We start from the raw sequence: 15,111 nt of genomic DNA, 5'->3' as shown, positions 1-15,111 counted from the left end.
AATTAAGGCGGCAGGGAGACCAGCCGCCTTTTTCGCACAGTTTGCCCGATGCGACATTTTCTCTTGTCTTTGCGGCACGAAAAATCCAGATAGGGCCAATAAGGGGAGACAGATCAATGGAATTGCGCTTGAAGGAGCGGCTTGGCCGCAAGTTCGATGAAGAAATCCGGTTCTTCAAGGGCTGGATGGACGGACCCAAGCGGGTCGGCGCGATCTGCCCCACCTCCTCCGTCACCGCCAAGCGCATGGCAAGCGTCATCAACACCACCTCAGGCCTGCCTGTCCTCGAACTCGGACCCGGCACCGGCATCATCACCAAGGCGATCCTGAAGCATGGCGTGGCGCCGGAAAATCTCGTTTCGATCGAATATTCGACCGATTTCTACCAGCATCTCGTGCGCGCCTATCCGGCGGTGAACTTCATCAACGGCGACGCCTTCGATCTCAAACGGACGCTGGGGGCCTTCAAGGACAAGACCTTCGACAGCGTCGTTTCGGCAATCCCGCTCTTGAGCTTTCCGATGGACCGCCGCATCGCGCTTATCGAGGACCTGCTCGACCGCATTCCCGCCGGCCGGCCCATCATCCAGATCACCTACGGTCCCGTTTCGCCGGTCATCGCCAATCCCGACCGCTACAGGATCAAGCACTACGACTTCGTCGTCCGCAATATCCCGCCGGCGCAACTCTGGACCTATACGCGCGCCTGAGCCATACACGGGGCGAAAGTTCGACCCCGTTTCAAGAGCGTGACTCGAGATGACCTTCGGCCTCTACATCACCCACCCTCAGGTCCGGATCGACCCGAACGTGCCGGTACCGCAATGGGGCCTTTCCGATATCGGTCGCGCCCGCGCAGAGCTGGCGGCGCAATCGGACTGGGCACGGAAGCTCGGGCGGATCATCTCCAGCGACGAGACGAAGGCGATCGAGACCGCAGAGGTTCTGGCGGCTGCCGCTGGCATTTCCGTCGAAATCGCCCACGACACCCATGAGAACGATCGCTCCGCGACAGGTTTCCTGCCGCCGCCGGAATTCGAGAAGGCGGCAGACTGGTTCTTTGCCCATCCGACCGAGAGTTTCAAAGGCTGGGAACGTGCGTTCGATGCCCAGGCGCGCATCGTCGGCGCCGTCGAACGCATCCTTGCCGGGCACGATCCCAGTATCCCGATAGCTTTCGTTGGCCACGGCGGGGTCGGCACCTTGCTGAAATGCCATCTGGCCAGGAAACCGATCGGCCGAGATCGCGACCAGCCGGGCGGCGGGGGAAATCTCTACTGCTTCGGCCTTGCGGATCGGGCCATCTCGTGCGACTGGACCCCGATGGAAACATGGAAGGGAGTTTGACGCCGATGAACGCGCGGAACCGTCTGATCGTGGGTCTCGACATCCCGAACATAAGCGAAGCGGAAAAGATGGTCGCGACGCTCGGCGACACGATTTCTTTCTACAAGATCGGCTATCAGCTGGCCTTTGCCGGCGGCCTCGAATTCGCCCGCGACCTGGCGAAGGACGGCAAGCAGGTCTTCCTCGACATGAAATTGCTCGACATCGACAATACGGTCGCGAAGGGCGTCGAGAACATCGCCAAGATGGGCATGACCATGCTGACGCTGCACGCCTATCCGAAGGCGATGCGCGCCGCCGTTGAGGCTGCCAGAGGCTCTAGCCTCTGCCTGCTCGCCGTCACGGTGCTGACCTCGATGGACGAGACGGACCTCGTCGATGCGGGTTACGAATACGACCCGCACACGCTGGTTCTGCGCCGCGCCGAACAGGCGCTCGCCGCAGGCATGGGCGGCATTGTCTGCTCGGCGGAAGAATCGGCTGCGGTTCGCAAGATCATCGGTCCTGACATGGCCCTCGTCACGCCCGGCATCCGTCCGGCCGGTTCGGACGCCGGCGACCAGAAGCGGGTGATGACCCCGGGCGACGCGCTGAAGGCGGGATCGAGCCACCTCGTCGTCGCCCGCCCGATCGTCAAGGCGGAGGATCCGAAGGCTGCGGCTGAAGCGATCCTCGCCGAGATGCAGGCTGTTCTTTAAAGCGCTTCCTGACTATATCGAAGCATTCTGTCGGCTCTAAACGGGCCGCGACCGCCTGCCCCGCTGCGCGGCATGCCCTAATGATTGTCCAGAACCGTATTGTTCTCGTCCTGATCCAGGATCAGGGCGGGGTTACCGCCCGGCAGCCGGTTGCCCGTGACGACATTGTAGCGGGCAAAGTCGCTGGCGCTGAAGCCGCTGCCGAAGGAGGCCCGGGGTCGATAGAGGCAATAGAGCCGGTTGCCCTGACGGCTGCCGAGCCAGATCGCCGGCCGGGCTCCCGCGACATTGCGGTAATGAAAGATGTTGCCGGCAATGACGTTGCGTTGTGGCGCCTGGTGGCGGATCGTGCCGCCTTCCCCGCAATTGCGATAAAGGAAGATGCCGCCGCCGATCGCGTTCTCGAACCGGTTGTTCTCGATGCGGTTCTCCGCCGAGCCATCGACGGCCAGAACCTCCCGGGAGGACGTGCGGATATCGAAGACGTTGCCGATGATGCGGTTGCGGGCGGATTCCGCATCGAGATAGACGGCGACCGACCTGGTGGTGCCAGTGAAGCGGGAATTGGTGACCGTCAGGTCCGTTACGCCCGGCGCTGCGTAGAGCGGAATACCGCCATTTGCCACGAAGGTGATGTTTTCGAGCGTGACGCGGCTGGACGCGGCCGCCTGTGCCCGCTGCGTATGTCCTGGCGTGAGAGACGATTGCCGCACGGGTTCCGCCTCGCCGTTCTGGCCGAGCCCGCGGATGTGCAGTTCTCCCTTGAGGGTGCAGTTGCGGATCGTGATGTCATGCGGCACGTCCCAGCTTCCGTCGGAGCGGCGGATCGACTGGATCAGGACGGTCAACGCAGACGGGACGGTGCCGTCGAGTGTCGCACCGTTGCAGTCGAGTATCCGGCCGGACGCGGCGCTGCCGGAAAAGGCGATCGGCATGCTGATCACCTCGCCCTTTTCGAAAGCCGGATCGCAAGTCACTTCGACCGGCGCCGCGTCCACGGCGGCGGGTGAGCGCAAGGCACGATGGACCTCCGTCCCGCAGGCCCTCTGCTCGGCGTGAGCGGACGGGCCGGTCAAGAACCAGGAGCCCAAGACCCAGACCATCGGAAGATATCGCAAAGCCCTCATCATATTGACTTGCCCGAGAATTTGCCCGAAGTCATCCTCATCGACACCTGCCGGAGGAGCTTTCATGGCCAAGGGATACTGGATTGCCCGCATCGATATCCGCGACCCGGAACGCTACAAGGATTATGTGGCGGCCACCAAGGTGCCTTTTGAAAAATATGGCGCCGTCTTTCATGTTCGAGGTGGCGAGATCACCGAACTGGAGGGCAAGGCGCGGGCCCGCAATGTGGTGATCGAATTCCCTTCCCGGCAGGCAGCCGTCGATTGCTACTATTCGCCGGAATACCAGATCGCCGCAAAAATTCGCCAGGAAGCGGCGGATGGCGAACTGGTCGTCGTGGACGGCGTTTAGAGAGCCGATAGTTGAGCGTGCTGCGGCAGTGGAGACACTTCCACCCGCAGCTCGATTCGGTTAAACAGCACTCAATCTTCCCTGTCGGCTCCCGGAGCGTATCATGACCGTCAACAACCTTCCGCCACTCGTCACCGTCTTCGGAGGCTCGGGCTTTGTCGGTCGGCATGTCGTCCGGACACTCGCCAAGCGCGGTTATCGCATCCGGGTCGCCGTGCGCCGTCCCGATCTCGCAGGCTTCCTGCTGCCGGCAGGGTATGTCGGCCAAATTTCTCTCGTCCAGGCCAATCTTCGCTATCGCCAGTCGGTCTTCAAGGCCGTCGAAGGCGCCGCGCACGTGGTCAACTGCGTCGGCATCATGTTCGAAAGCGGCCGCAACACTTTCGATGCGGTTCAGGATTTCGGTGCCCGCTCCGTCGCCGAAGCCGCCCGCGCAGCCGGCGCAAAACTCATCCACATTTCCGCGATCGGTGCCGATGCCGATTCACCTTCGTCCTATGCCCGCAGCAAGGGCCGTGCCGAAGCGACCATTCTTTCGACCATTCCGGATGCCGTGATCCTGCGGCCGTCGATCATGTTCGGCCAGGAAGACAGCTTCTTCAACAAGTTCGCGGCTATGGCGCGCACATCTCCCGTGCTTCCCCTCGTCGGCGGCGGCAAGACGAAATTCCAGCCGGTTTATGTCGAGGATGTCGCAGAAGCCGTCGCGCGCTCGGTCGACGGCGCAATCGCCTCCGGCAGGATCTACGAACTCGGCGGTGCGGAGGTCATGACATTCCGGCAGTGTCTCGAGACGATGCTGCGCGTCACCAACCGCGAGAATACGCTCGTCTCCCTGCCTTTCGGTATCGCCTCGCTGATCGGCAGCATCGCTTCGCTCATTCCGTTCGTCGCGCCGCCGATCACCAGCGACCAAGTGAAGCTGCTCAAGGTCGATAACGTCGTCTCGGCTGCCGCCGAACACGAAGGCCGGACGCTTGCCGGGATCGGCATCCGCCCGACGCTCGCGACTTCCATCCTTCCCTCATACCTGGTGCAGTACCGGCCACAAGGCCAGTATACCGGGTCCGGCCGCGCCGCCTGACGTTATTAACCAATTAACCATGTTTTGAGATTGCGCTGGCCTGATCAGCCGGCGCCAGGCCGCCGAAAAATCGGGCAGGTTGTTGTTTGCGCTCAGGTTTCAGGCAATCCATGTGGCACAAAGGCCGCACTTGCGGACGTAGTCGCATTAACGCCCGGTTCAGCAAAATCCTTTATTGAATTCTTCGAATCCGAGCAATAAACCTCGCTTCGCAAACAGATATTCAACCGTGACGATAAAATCCTCTTCCGAAAGGCGTTCCTCTATGGGCAAGCCCATCGCGCTCTTTTTTGCCTGTGCAGCACTCGTGGTCCTCGCCGGCTCCTTCATGGCACCCAGGACCGGCGCAGCCGGCAAGATCGAATGCACCCAGGCCTATGGTGTCGATCCCTGCAGCACGGCATCGATCCACCACTAAGCGCTTGACGCACAGATTTAAAAAGGCGGCCTTCCCAGCCGCCTTTTTTATGTCCCGGATGCGGTCGCGATCAGAGACCGGGACGCAGGGCGGCAATGCCGGGAACGGCAGGGCGCCAGAAGATCAGCGCCAGCAGGCCGAGGACGCCGATGGCGATCCGCCAGTAGGCAAAGGGCGCATAACCCCGGCTCGATACGAAATCCAGGAGCGAGCGGACTACGAAAACCGCCGTGACGAAGGCGGCGACGAAGCCGACAGCGATCACCGCGCCGTCATCGAAGCTCAGGGCATTGCGGTTCTTATAGAGGTCGAGCACGAAGGCGCCAAGCATGGTCGGCATGGCGAGGAAGAAGGAAAACTCCGCCGCCGAACGCTTGTCCGCCCCCATCAGCAGCGAACCCACGATGGTCGCACCCGAGCGGGACGTGCCGGGGATCATCGCAAGGCATTGGAAGAGGCCGATCTTGAAGGCCAGCGACAGGGGATAGTCCATCACGTCATAATAGCTTGGCCGGAACGTCATCTTGTCGACGATGAGAAGCACGATGCCGCCGAGGATCAGCATGACGCAGATCAGCATCGGCGTTTCGAACAGGACCGATTTGATGAAGTCATGCGCCAGCGCGCCGATCACCGCCGCCGGCAGGAAGGCGACGAGGACGGTGAGGACGAACCGCCGCGCCCTAGGGCTGGTCGGCAGATCGATCGCGATCTGCAAGAGCTTGCGGAAATAGACGAGCAGGATCGCCAGAATCGCGCCGAGCTGGATCAGTACCGCGAAGGTGTTGCCGGGTGACCGAAAGCCGAGGAAGTGTCCTGCGAGAAGAACGTGGGCGGTTGACGAGACGGGAAGAAATTCCGTGAGACCCTCGATGAGACCGAGCACGAGGGCACTGACGATGGACTGATCCGCCATTCTTAATCCTTTGTTGAGCAGATAAGGGCAGTTTTAAGCAGTTTATGAGCCGTTGCTTGTCTTGGCCCTACCAAATCCATATAGCTGCCATATGTCAGGCGGGCGCGCGAAGCAGCCACACCCTTCCTATACGATATTCGTGAAGTTCAAGTATCCATGCCCACTCTCTATCATCACCCCATGTCTTCGGCCTCGCGCTTTGTCCGGCTGATCTTGGCCGAATACGGCTTCCAGGCGGATCTCGTTGAGGAACAGCCCTGGGAGAAGCGCCGCGAATTCCTGACGCTCAATCCGGCGGGCACGCTTCCCGTCTATGTGGACGACAGCATGCGGGTGCTTTGTGGCCCTTCCGTGCTCATGGAATTCCTCGACGAGACGCATGGCGTTCTGAAACGTGACCGTCGGCTGCTGGCCGAGGATCCATGGCAGCGTGCCGAAATCCGCCGCCTGACGGAGTGGTTCCTGCAGAAGATGGAGCAGGACGTCACCCGACCGCTGACCCGCGAGCGGATCTACAAGCTGCAGATGACCACGGCCCAGGGCGGCGGCGCACCTGATTCGAAAGTGCTGCGCACGTCGCGCGCCAATATCCGCCAGCACATGAAATATCTCACGTGGCTCGCCGGCTCGCGGCAGTGGCTCGCGGGCGAGCGCATGAGCTATGCGGATCTCGCCGCGGCGGCTTCGATTTCCATCCTCGATTATCTCGGCGAGATCGACTGGGCCGAAACGCCGGTCGCCAAGGACTGGTATCAGCGGATCAAATCCCGCCCCTCCTTCCGGCCGCTGCTAGCCGAGCGCATCCGCGGCCTCACCCCGGTATCCCACTATGCGGACCTCGATTTCTGACGCGGAAACCCGGGAGGAAGAAAAAGCGCTTCGACGGCGGCAGAAGCTGACCGCCTTCATCCGCGAGGAGGCGGAGGCGCAGGGCTTCGATCTCTGTCGCATCACTGGACCGGACAGCATTCCGAAAGCGCCGGAGCGGCTGCGGATATTCCTCGACGACGGCCAGCACGGCACCATGGACTGGATGGCCGAGACGCGTGAACGCCGCGCCGACCCGAAGGTACTATGGAGCCAGGTACGCTCGATCGTCCTATTCGGGCTGAACTACGGGCCGGAGGAGGATCCGCGTGGCGTCCTGGAAAAGCCGGACAAGGCAGCGATCTCCGTCTATGCCCGCAACCGCGACTATCACGACGTCATCAAGGGCCGGCTGAAGGAAATCGCGACGCGTTTCGCCGCCCGCGCCGGAGAGGACGTCAAGGTTTTCGTCGACACCGCGCCGGTAATGGAAAAACCGCTGGCGGAAGCGGCCGGACTCGGCTGGCAGGGCAAGCACACCAATCTCGTCAGCCGCACCCATGGCTCCTGGCTTTTTCTCGGCAGCCTGTTCACCACGGCAGACCTCATCATGGATGACCACGAGACCGATCACTGCGGCTCCTGCCGGGCCTGTCTCGACGCATGTCCGACGGCTGCCTTCCCCGCACCCTACCGGCTCGATGCGCGGCGCTGCATTTCCTACCTGACGATCGAACACAAGGGGCCGATCGAGCCGGAATTCCGGCCGCTGATCGGCAACCGCATCTATGGCTGCGACGACTGCCTTGCCGCCTGTCCGTGGAACAAGTTCGCCGCGAGCGCTTCCGAGATGAAGTTACGCGCGAGAGAGGATCTCAAGGAGCCGTCGATCGCCTTTCTGCTGACGCTCGACGATCCGGCATTCCGCACCTTCTTCAGCGGCTCGCCGGTGAAACGCATCGGCCGCGACCGCTTCGTCCGCAACGTGCTGATCGCCGCCGGCAATTCCGGCGATGCCGGCCTTACGGGACAATGTCTCGAACTCGCCCGGGACCCCTCGCCTGTTGTTCGCGGCATGGCTATATGGGCATTGAAGCGCCTGATGCCGGACGCCGAATTCGCCCGCTTTGCGGAAATGCGGAGCAACGAAGATGATCCGGAGGTGCAAGAGGAATGGAAGCTTTCGGGAGCGGGCTGATGCGGGTGATGATCTTCGGGTGCGGTTATTCCGGTCAGGCGGTTGCGGATGCTTTCAAAGCCGAGGGCGCATGGGTGTCCGGCACGGTCAGAACCGCCGAAAAGGCACTGGAACTCGTGTCGAAGGACATCAAGGCCTTCATCTTCGACGGCAGCCCTTTCAGTCAGGAGCTTCTGGCGGAGCTGAAAGAAACCACTCATCTCGTCCAGTCCATTCCGCCGGGTCGGGAAGGCGATCCGCTATTGAAGCTCGTGACGGGCCAGCTCGCGATGCTCTGCCCCAAGCTTGAATGGATCGGCTATCTTTCTACGGTCGGCGTCTATGGCGATCGCGGCGGGGGCTGGGTGACTGAGGAAACCCCCGGCAGCCCGATCCAGGGCCGTTCGATCGAACGGGTCGATACCGAAGACGCCTGGGCGGTGGAAGCCGCCGGCGTGCCGATCGCCAGCCTGCGCCTTGCCGGCATCTACGGTCCCGGCCGCAACGCCTTCGTCAACCTCACGCGCGGCACCGCGCGCCGGATCATAAAGAAGGATCAGGTCTTCAACCGCATCCGCGTCGAGGACATCGGCGGGGCAGCGCTGTTCCTCGGCACGCGCCGTCTCGGCGGCATATATAATGTCACCGACGACGAACCCGGCCCGGCGCAGGACGTCATAACCGAAGCGGCTCGGCTGATGGGCATTGAACCTCCTCCGGAACAGGATTTCGAAACTGCCGACATGACCCCCATGGCGCGCTCGTTCTACAGCGCCAACAAGCGCGTCTCGAATGCCAAGATCCGCGCGGCAGGGTTTGAATTCCGCTTTCCAAATTACCGCATGTCGCTTGCAGAAATGTGGTCGGAGAACCGCTGGAGAGGATAATTTTCCCATTCTGAAACAGGTGAAAATTCCTACTTTCAGCCGCTTCTTGATCATTATTTCTTAACATATGCGGCATGACATCATAAAATTTGCCCAAATGAGGCAAGAAATCCTGCATCGCAACAAATTTTTTTCAGCTGTTTTCGTGATCTCTGGTCAGGCCAAAATCAGCTCGGAATTAAATTCCTCCTTCTGGCTGATTATAAATGTTTTTTTCCTGCTAAATTTAGCTGGCTTCTTAAAAAGATTGCTCGCAATCTAATCACAAATGTTACAGTCTGTAACGTTCCGTGATTAGAAATCTCACTTTTTCGCCACTTTTCGCCCCGCTTAGCCGATTTGCACGCAACGTGCAGGGACCAATCGAACGGGGACGACCGACTTGACAACAATTCGACGCTCGACTTTCGCCGCGGCCTCCATTGCTGCTTTTGCAACTCTCGGCTCGGCGCAGGCCAATGCTGCGTCCGGATGCGGCCACGCATCCTGGTATGCCATGGGCACCAAGACTGCATCCGGTGAACGGATGAACGCATCTCTGATGACGGCGGCGCATCGTTCGCTGCCGTTCGGCACCAAGGTCCTCGTGACCAACAAGCGCAACGGCAAGAGTGTCGTCGTCCGCATCAACGACCGCGGTCCCTTCATCCGCGGCCGGGTGCTCGACGTCTCCAAGGCCGCCGCCAAGGACATCGGCATGGTCAGTTCCGGCACCGCGCAGGTCTGTTATCAGGTCGTCGACGCCGGCAGCCAGAAGATTGCAGGCAAGGGCCTCAAGGACATCGACGGCTGAGGCTGTTCGCCCGGCTCATCCGGCAGGGCTCTTGCCCTTCTGCCCGATCGCGGTTACGACCCGTTTATTACGGGTGCAACCGACACGGAGAATGACATGCGACTGGGCGGACGATTGGCCGGAGCCATCGAGGTGCTGGCCGATATAGAGGCGCGCAAACGTCCTGTCGCCGATGCCCTCAAGGACTGGGGCCTTGCCCACCGCTTTGCCGGTTCCGGCGACCGGGCCGCGATCGGCAACATTGTCTACGACGCACTGCGCATGCGGCTCTCGCACGCTTGGCTGATGGACGACGACAGCCCCGTCGCCCTCGCCCACGCGGTCCTCATCCGGCAATGGGGCTTCACGCCGGAGGCTCTGCATGCCGAGTTCGCCGATGACCGCTTTGCACCGCCGGCTCTTACCGAGGCGAACTTCGCGGCTCTTGGCTCGCGCAATCTCGAAGATGCGCCCGCGCATGTGCAAGGCGACATCCCGGAGTGGATCCAGCCGTCCTTCGAAGCCAATTTCGGCGAGGACTGGCTTGTCGAGGCCAAGGCGCTGGCCGACCGTCCGACCCTTGATCTGCGCGCCAACACGCTGAAGGCGAGCCAGGAGAAGGTCGTCAAGGCGCTGGAACGCTCGGGTGCCAAGGCATCGCGCATCGCCCGCAACGGCATCCGGATTGCCGCCGGCGAGGGAGCGTCCCGCCTTCCGAACGTCACAGCCGAGCTTTCGTTCCAGAAAGGCTGGTTCGAGGTGCAGGACGAGGGGTCGCAGATCGTCGCAGATCTCGTGCAGCCCGGCGAGCACGACCAAGTGCTGGACTATTGCGCCGGCGGCGGCGGCAAGACGCTCGCCATGTCGGCGGCGATGCACAACAAGGGCCAGATCCACGCCTATGATGCCGACCGCAAGCGGCTGGCGCCGATCATCGAGCGGCTGCGCCGTGCCGGCACCCGCAACGTTCAGGTCCACGATGATGTCCGCCAGCTCGAAGCCCTGAAGGGCAAGCTCGATGCGGTTCTGGTCGACGCGCCCTGCACCGGGACCGGGACCTGGCGCCGGAGGCCGGACACCAAGTGGCGCCTGACCCCGAAAAACCTCGACGAGCGCATCGCCCAGCAGCAGGAGGCGCTTGCCGAAGCGGCCGCCTTCGTCAAACCGGGCGGCGCGCTTCTTTATGTCACCTGCTCCATCCTGCCGGAGGAGAACGACGTTCAGGTTTCTCGCTTCTGCGGCGAGAACCAGCAGTTCTCCATTGCTCCGGCGGCCGAGCATTGGACGAAAATCTTCGGCAAGGAGGCTCCGCAGCCTCGCTCGAAGGATGCGCTGGCAGTCACGCTCACTCCCGCAAGTACCGATACGGACGGATTCTTTTTCTGCCGCATGCAACGCAAAGTTTGAGGCCCGGTTGACCAGGATCAAGGCGGCCTTTTACTTTCAAACTATTCTAAACTAGATAATTTGACACCAGTTTGCAATTGCGCGATGAACCTCGCAACGGCTGGGCATATCCGGTCCGGGCCGTGAAGGAGAGGGACATGATCCGCAAAACCGTTCTCGGCGCCGCCCTGGCGCTTTTCGCCGCCTCCGCGGCCTTCACCGTAACCGGGGCTCAAGCCGCCACCACTTCCGCAGCCGTTCTGAAACATTATTCGGCGCTGGCGCATGCAAAATACGAGGACTCGCTGAAGACCGCGCAGGCACTCGACAAGGCCATCGATGCGCTGATCGCCAAGCCGGGCGAGGAAACCCTGAAGGCAGCCAAGGATGCCTGGATTGCCGCCCGCATTCCCTACCAGCAGACGGAAGTCTACCGTTTCGGCAATCCGATCGTCGACGATTGGGAAGGCAAGGTGAATGCCTGGCCGCTCGACGAAGGCCTGATCGACTATGTCGACGCCTCCTACGGCACCGAAAGCGACGAGAACGCGCTTTACACCGCAAACGTCATCGCCAACCCAAAGCTCAAGGTGAACGGCAAGACGCTCGACGCCACCAAAATCAATGCCAAGACATTGCGCGGCCTGCACGAAGCCGGCGAGATCGAGGCGAATGTCGCGACCGGCTACCACGCCATCGAATTCCTGCTCTGGGGCCAGGATCTGAACGGTACCGGCCCGGGCGCCGGCAAGCGTTCCTATACCGATTACGACAAGGCCAATTGCACCAACGGCCATTGCGACCGTCGCGCCCAATACCTCAAGGCCGCTTCCGCCCTTCTCGTTTCCGATCTGAAGGACATGGTGGCCGCCTGGGCCCCGAAAGGCAAGGCCGCGAAGAATGTCGAAGCCAATGGCAAGAAGGGTCTGACCGCGATCCTGACCGGCATGGGCTCGCTTTCCTATGGCGAACTCGCCGGTGAGCGCATGAAGCTCGGCCTGCTGCTGCACGATCCGGAGGAGGAGCACGACTGCTTCTCGGACAATACCTACGCCTCGCACCTGAACGACGCGATCGGCATCAAGTCTGCCTATACGGGCGAATACACCCGTATTGACGGCACCAAGGTGACCGGCCCGTCGCTTTCGGAACTCGTCGCCGCCAAGGATGCGGCGCTCGACACCGAGATGAAGGGCAAGCTCGACGCCACGCTTTCCGCCATGAACGCCATGAAGGACCGTGCCCAGAAGGTCGAGGCCTATGACCAGATGATCGGTGAAGGCAATACCGAGGGAAATGCGGTCGTCCAGAAGGCGATCGACGGTCTCATCGACCAGACCAAGACGATCGAGCGCGTCATTGCGTCGCTCGGTCTCGGCAAGGTCGAGCTTGAAGGTTCCGACAGCCTCGATAATCCTGATGCAGTCTTCAAATAAGCAATGAAAAGGCGGGTCGCGGCGAGCAAGCCTGCGGCCCGAACATCGATGAGAGCGTCCAATTCCCTACTCTTCCTGTTGCCGGTTCTTTCGGGCGCTCTCCTGCTGACCCCGCTGATCGCCACCGGTGGCGACGCGACTTTTCCGGTCGCGCGCACCGACCTCAATCCCAAGGATCAGAGGCGCGTCGAGGCGGTCGCCAGACCGACGACGGATTTCTCCAGGCCCGAGCAGTTCGAGCTGATGTCCGGTGGCGCGGCGACCACGAAGGCGATCGTCAACGGTGATGCCTTTTCGCATTTCTCGCCGAACATCACCTTCGAGGAAGAACAGACCTTCAAGCTCGGCAATGCGCTCTTTACCAAACTCTGGGTTTCGGCACCCTCCTCCACCCAGGCTTCGGATGGCCTTGGACCGCTGTTCAATGCCCGCGCCTGCCAGAGCTGCCATCTGAAGGACGGCCGTGGCCATCCGCCGGAAGGGGCCGCCGACGCAACCTCGATGTTCCTGCGCCTCGCTCGCCCCGCTCGCACCGATAACGAACGCGAGGCAGTCTCCGATTATCGGAAACTCAATTTTCCCGATGCGGTCTATGGGGAGCAGTTGCAGGATCTTGCGGTGCCCGGTCTCAAATCCGAAGGGCGGATGCAGATTTCCTACGAGGAAATCCCGGAGACGCTTGCCGGCGGCGAGGTGGTGAGGCTTCGAAAGCCGAGCTATTCGATCGGCGACCTCGGTTACGGCCCACTGGAAGGCGACGTGACGCTATCGCCCCGCATCGCTCCGCCGATGATCGGCATGGGCCTGATCCAGGCGATCCATGAGGCGGATATACTCGCCAAGGCCGATCCGGACGATAAGGACGGTGACGGCATTTCCGGCAAACCGGCCCTGGTGCGGGATCATCGGAGCGGGGAACTGAAGCTCGGCCGCTTCGGCTTCAAGGCGCAGAATGCTTCGATCCGCGACCAGAGTTCGTCCGCCTTTGCCGGCGACCTCGGCATTTCGACGCCCGACAACCCGTTCGATCACGGCGACTGCACCAAGGCTGAAGCCGAATGCCTCACCATGCCCACCGGCGTGCAGGAGAGGCTTGGGCCGGTGGAAGCGCCGGACCCCGTCCTGCCGCTCGTCACCTTCTATTCGGAAAACCTTGCCGTGCCGGCCCGGCGCGACATGGGCGACAAGACGGTGCTGAAGGGCAAGGAAGTCTTCTACGAAGCCGGCTGCGTCGCCTGCCACACGCCGAAATTCGTGACGAGCCGCAATGCCGGCAACAAGGCGCATGCCTTTCAGCTGATCTGGCCCTATTCGGATTTCCTGCTGCACGACATGGGCGAAGGCCTTGCCGACGGTCAGCAGGTGGGTGTCGCGGATGGCCGCGAATGGCGTACTCAGCCGCTCTGGGGCATCGGGCTGACGCAGACCGTCAACGCCCATACATTTTTCCTGCATGACGGACGGGCGCGAAACCTGACCGAAGCCATCTTGTGGCATGGCGGCGAAGCACAGAAGGCCCGCGATGCCTTCGCAGCCCTGAACAGGCAAGATCGTGAAGCCCTGATCAAATTCCTGGAGTCCCTTTGAGGAGCCCATTCTGATGCGCAAGATCTTCGTTGCCGGCCTCGTCTCGCTGCTGCCCACCGGCGCATTCGCGCAGGAGGCCGATACCGCACCATCGATCGACCTGCCGGAAGCGGAGGTCAGCAAGGTGATGACGGCGGCCGTCGACGGCTTCATCAGGCCGGGTTACGACGCCTTCCAGGCATCCGCCGAAAAAATGGCCGGTGCGATGAAGACGCTCTGCGAAGCGCCCTCCAGGGCGAGTTACGAGGCCGCCAGGACCGCCTTCCGCAATGGAATCGTCAGCTGGGCGCATATCGAAGTGATGCGTGTCGGACCTATCATCGAACAGAACCGCTTCGAGCGCATTCTCTTTTATCCGGACCGCAAGAGTACCGGCTTGAAGCAGGTGCAATCGATACTTTCCAAGGCCGACGAAACTGCGACCGATCCCGCAACTCTTGGCACGAAGAGCGTCGCCATGCAGGGTTTTGGCGCGCTGGAATACGTTCTGGCCGGCACCGGATCGGAAGAGCTTCTCAAGGAAAAGAACAGCTTCCGCTGCCGCTACGGCGCAGCCGTCGCCGGCAATATCGCCAACGTGGCGAAGGAAATCTCCGACATCTGGGATGCGCCGGACGGCATTCAGAAAGCCTGGGAGCAACCCGGCGCCGACAATCCCGATTTCCGCAACGGCGGAGAGGCGATCACCGCGCTGCTCGGCATTCTCGTGCATGGCGCCGAAGCCGTGCGCGACCAGCGGATCGAAACCTTCTACAAAGGCGCCGACAAGGCCAAGTTCCCGAAACAGGGATTGTTCTGGCGCTCCGAAAACACCTGGGTCAGCATCAAGGGCAATCTCGAAGGACTGTCGTCGTTGCTGGACAAGTCAGGCATGATCGCACTCCTGGAGGAAAAGGATCGGCCGGTCGTCGCCGCGACGCAGGCAAAGCTGAAGTCGATGATCGAGCTCACCGGCAAAATTACGCCGGATCTCGAAAAGGCGGTGGAGGATGCGGGCGAGCGGCAAAAACTCGACACGCTGCTCGCCGACGGCAAGGACGTCATCGCCAAGCTGAACGACGGTTATGGCGGTGCGATCGGCCTGAGTTCCGGCTTCTCCTTCGCAGACGGTGATTGA

At 61.6% G+C, this 15,111-nt stretch carries 16 protein-coding genes; 14 read left to right on the top strand and 2 right to left on the bottom strand.

The genetic code is table 11. The features are described from left to right. Positions 1 to 116: 116 nt before the first annotated feature. Genes pmtA through pyrF form a run of 3 tightly spaced genes read left to right on the top strand, consistent with a single transcriptional unit; the run spans position 117 to position 2,045 of the window. On the top strand, positions 117 to 710 hold the full coding sequence (gene pmtA / locus DMO26_RS15700; RefSeq protein WP_117193078.1) for a phospholipid N-methyltransferase PmtA: 594 nt from the start codon (positions 117 to 119) through the stop codon (positions 708 to 710). Positions 711 to 759: 49 nt separating this feature from the next. Further along, complete coding sequence (locus DMO26_RS15695; protein ID WP_117193077.1) at positions 760 to 1,347, top strand: histidine phosphatase family protein; 588 nt, start codon at positions 760 to 762, stop codon at positions 1,345 to 1,347. A 5-nt stretch (positions 1,348 to 1,352) separates the two neighbouring features. Then, positions 1,353 to 2,045: an orotidine-5'-phosphate decarboxylase gene (gene pyrF, locus DMO26_RS15690; protein ID WP_117193124.1), complete on the top strand. Its 693-nt coding sequence runs from the start codon at positions 1,353 to 1,355 to the stop codon at positions 2,043 to 2,045. A gap of 77 nt (positions 2,046 to 2,122) precedes the next feature. On the opposite strand, the gene DMO26_RS15685 is transcribed toward pyrF, so the two are convergent. Continuing rightward, positions 2,123 to 3,061 (bottom strand): right-handed parallel beta-helix repeat-containing protein, encoded by a 939-nt coding sequence (locus DMO26_RS15685; protein ID WP_226951303.1) that lies wholly within the window; start codon positions 3,059 to 3,061, stop codon positions 2,123 to 2,125. A gap of 175 nt (positions 3,062 to 3,236) precedes the next feature. On the opposite strand from DMO26_RS15685, the gene DMO26_RS15680 reads away from it, so the two are divergent. The 3 genes from DMO26_RS15680 (at position 3,237) to DMO26_RS33715 (ending at position 5,026) form a co-directional block, all read left to right on the top strand. Next, positions 3,237 to 3,524 (top strand): DUF1330 domain-containing protein, encoded by a 288-nt coding sequence (locus DMO26_RS15680; RefSeq protein WP_117193076.1) that lies wholly within the window; start codon positions 3,237 to 3,239, stop codon positions 3,522 to 3,524. Between the two features lie 103 nt (positions 3,525 to 3,627). Next, entirely contained in the window at positions 3,628 to 4,608 is a 981-nt protein-coding gene (locus tag DMO26_RS15675; protein ID WP_117193075.1) for a complex I NDUFA9 subunit family protein, read from the top strand. A gap of 265 nt (positions 4,609 to 4,873) precedes the next feature. Further along, positions 4,874 to 5,026, top strand: coding sequence for a hypothetical protein (locus tag DMO26_RS33715; RefSeq protein ID WP_162894920.1), 153 nt, complete (start codon positions 4,874 to 4,876; stop codon positions 5,024 to 5,026). Positions 5,027 to 5,096: 70 nt separating this feature from the next. Here the strand turns inward: DMO26_RS33715 and DMO26_RS15670 are convergent, their stop codons facing one another. Continuing rightward, positions 5,097 to 5,942 carry an undecaprenyl-diphosphate phosphatase gene (locus DMO26_RS15670; protein WP_117193074.1) on the bottom strand — a complete coding sequence of 282 codons (846 nt, stop codon included), beginning with the start codon at positions 5,940 to 5,942 and terminating at the stop codon, positions 5,097 to 5,099. A gap of 156 nt (positions 5,943 to 6,098) precedes the next feature. Here DMO26_RS15670 and DMO26_RS15665 point away from each other — a divergent pair, with 156 nt between their 5' ends. The 8 genes from DMO26_RS15665 (at position 6,099) to DMO26_RS15625 (ending at position 15,111) form a co-directional block, all read left to right on the top strand. Continuing rightward, the gene (locus tag DMO26_RS15665; protein WP_117193073.1) at positions 6,099 to 6,791 is read left to right on the top strand and encodes a glutathione S-transferase family protein; all 693 of its coding nucleotides are present in this window, start codon (positions 6,099 to 6,101) and stop codon (positions 6,789 to 6,791) included. Beyond that, the gene (gene queG, locus DMO26_RS15660; protein WP_117193072.1) at positions 6,772 to 7,947 is read left to right on the top strand and encodes a tRNA epoxyqueuosine(34) reductase QueG; all 1,176 of its coding nucleotides are present in this window, start codon (positions 6,772 to 6,774) and stop codon (positions 7,945 to 7,947) included. The genes DMO26_RS15665 and queG overlap by 20 nt, the downstream gene beginning before the upstream one ends. Next, positions 7,947 to 8,813, top strand: coding sequence for an SDR family oxidoreductase (locus tag DMO26_RS15655; RefSeq protein WP_117193122.1), 867 nt, complete (start codon positions 7,947 to 7,949; stop codon positions 8,811 to 8,813). The genes queG and DMO26_RS15655 overlap by 1 nt, the downstream gene beginning before the upstream one ends. 382 nt (positions 8,814 to 9,195) lie before the next feature. Then, entirely contained in the window at positions 9,196 to 9,606 is a 411-nt protein-coding gene (locus tag DMO26_RS15645) for a septal ring lytic transglycosylase RlpA family protein (RefSeq protein ID WP_117193070.1), read from the top strand. A gap of 96 nt (positions 9,607 to 9,702) precedes the next feature. Continuing rightward, complete coding sequence (locus DMO26_RS15640) at positions 9,703 to 10,992, top strand: RsmB/NOP family class I SAM-dependent RNA methyltransferase (protein ID WP_117193069.1); 1,290 nt, start codon at positions 9,703 to 9,705, stop codon at positions 10,990 to 10,992. 137 nt (positions 10,993 to 11,129) lie between these two features. Next, entirely contained in the window at positions 11,130 to 12,407 is a 1,278-nt protein-coding gene (locus DMO26_RS15635; protein ID WP_117193068.1) for an imelysin family protein, read from the top strand. Positions 12,408 to 12,455: 48 nt separating this feature from the next. Beyond that, entirely contained in the window at positions 12,456 to 13,994 is a 1,539-nt protein-coding gene (locus tag DMO26_RS15630; RefSeq protein ID WP_205421220.1) for a di-heme oxidoreductase family protein, read from the top strand. A 13-nt stretch (positions 13,995 to 14,007) separates the two neighbouring features. Beyond that, entirely contained in the window at positions 14,008 to 15,111 is a 1,104-nt protein-coding gene (locus DMO26_RS15625; protein ID WP_117193066.1) for an imelysin family protein, read from the top strand.

It is taken from the genome of Rhizobium terrae (genome assembly GCF_003425685.1).
In the GTDB taxonomy this organism is placed as follows: Bacteria; Pseudomonadota; Alphaproteobacteria; order Rhizobiales; family Rhizobiaceae; genus Neorhizobium; species Neorhizobium terrae.
The sequence above is the reverse complement of the archived record's forward strand: the minus strand, read 5'-3'. Positions and strand labels throughout refer to the sequence as shown.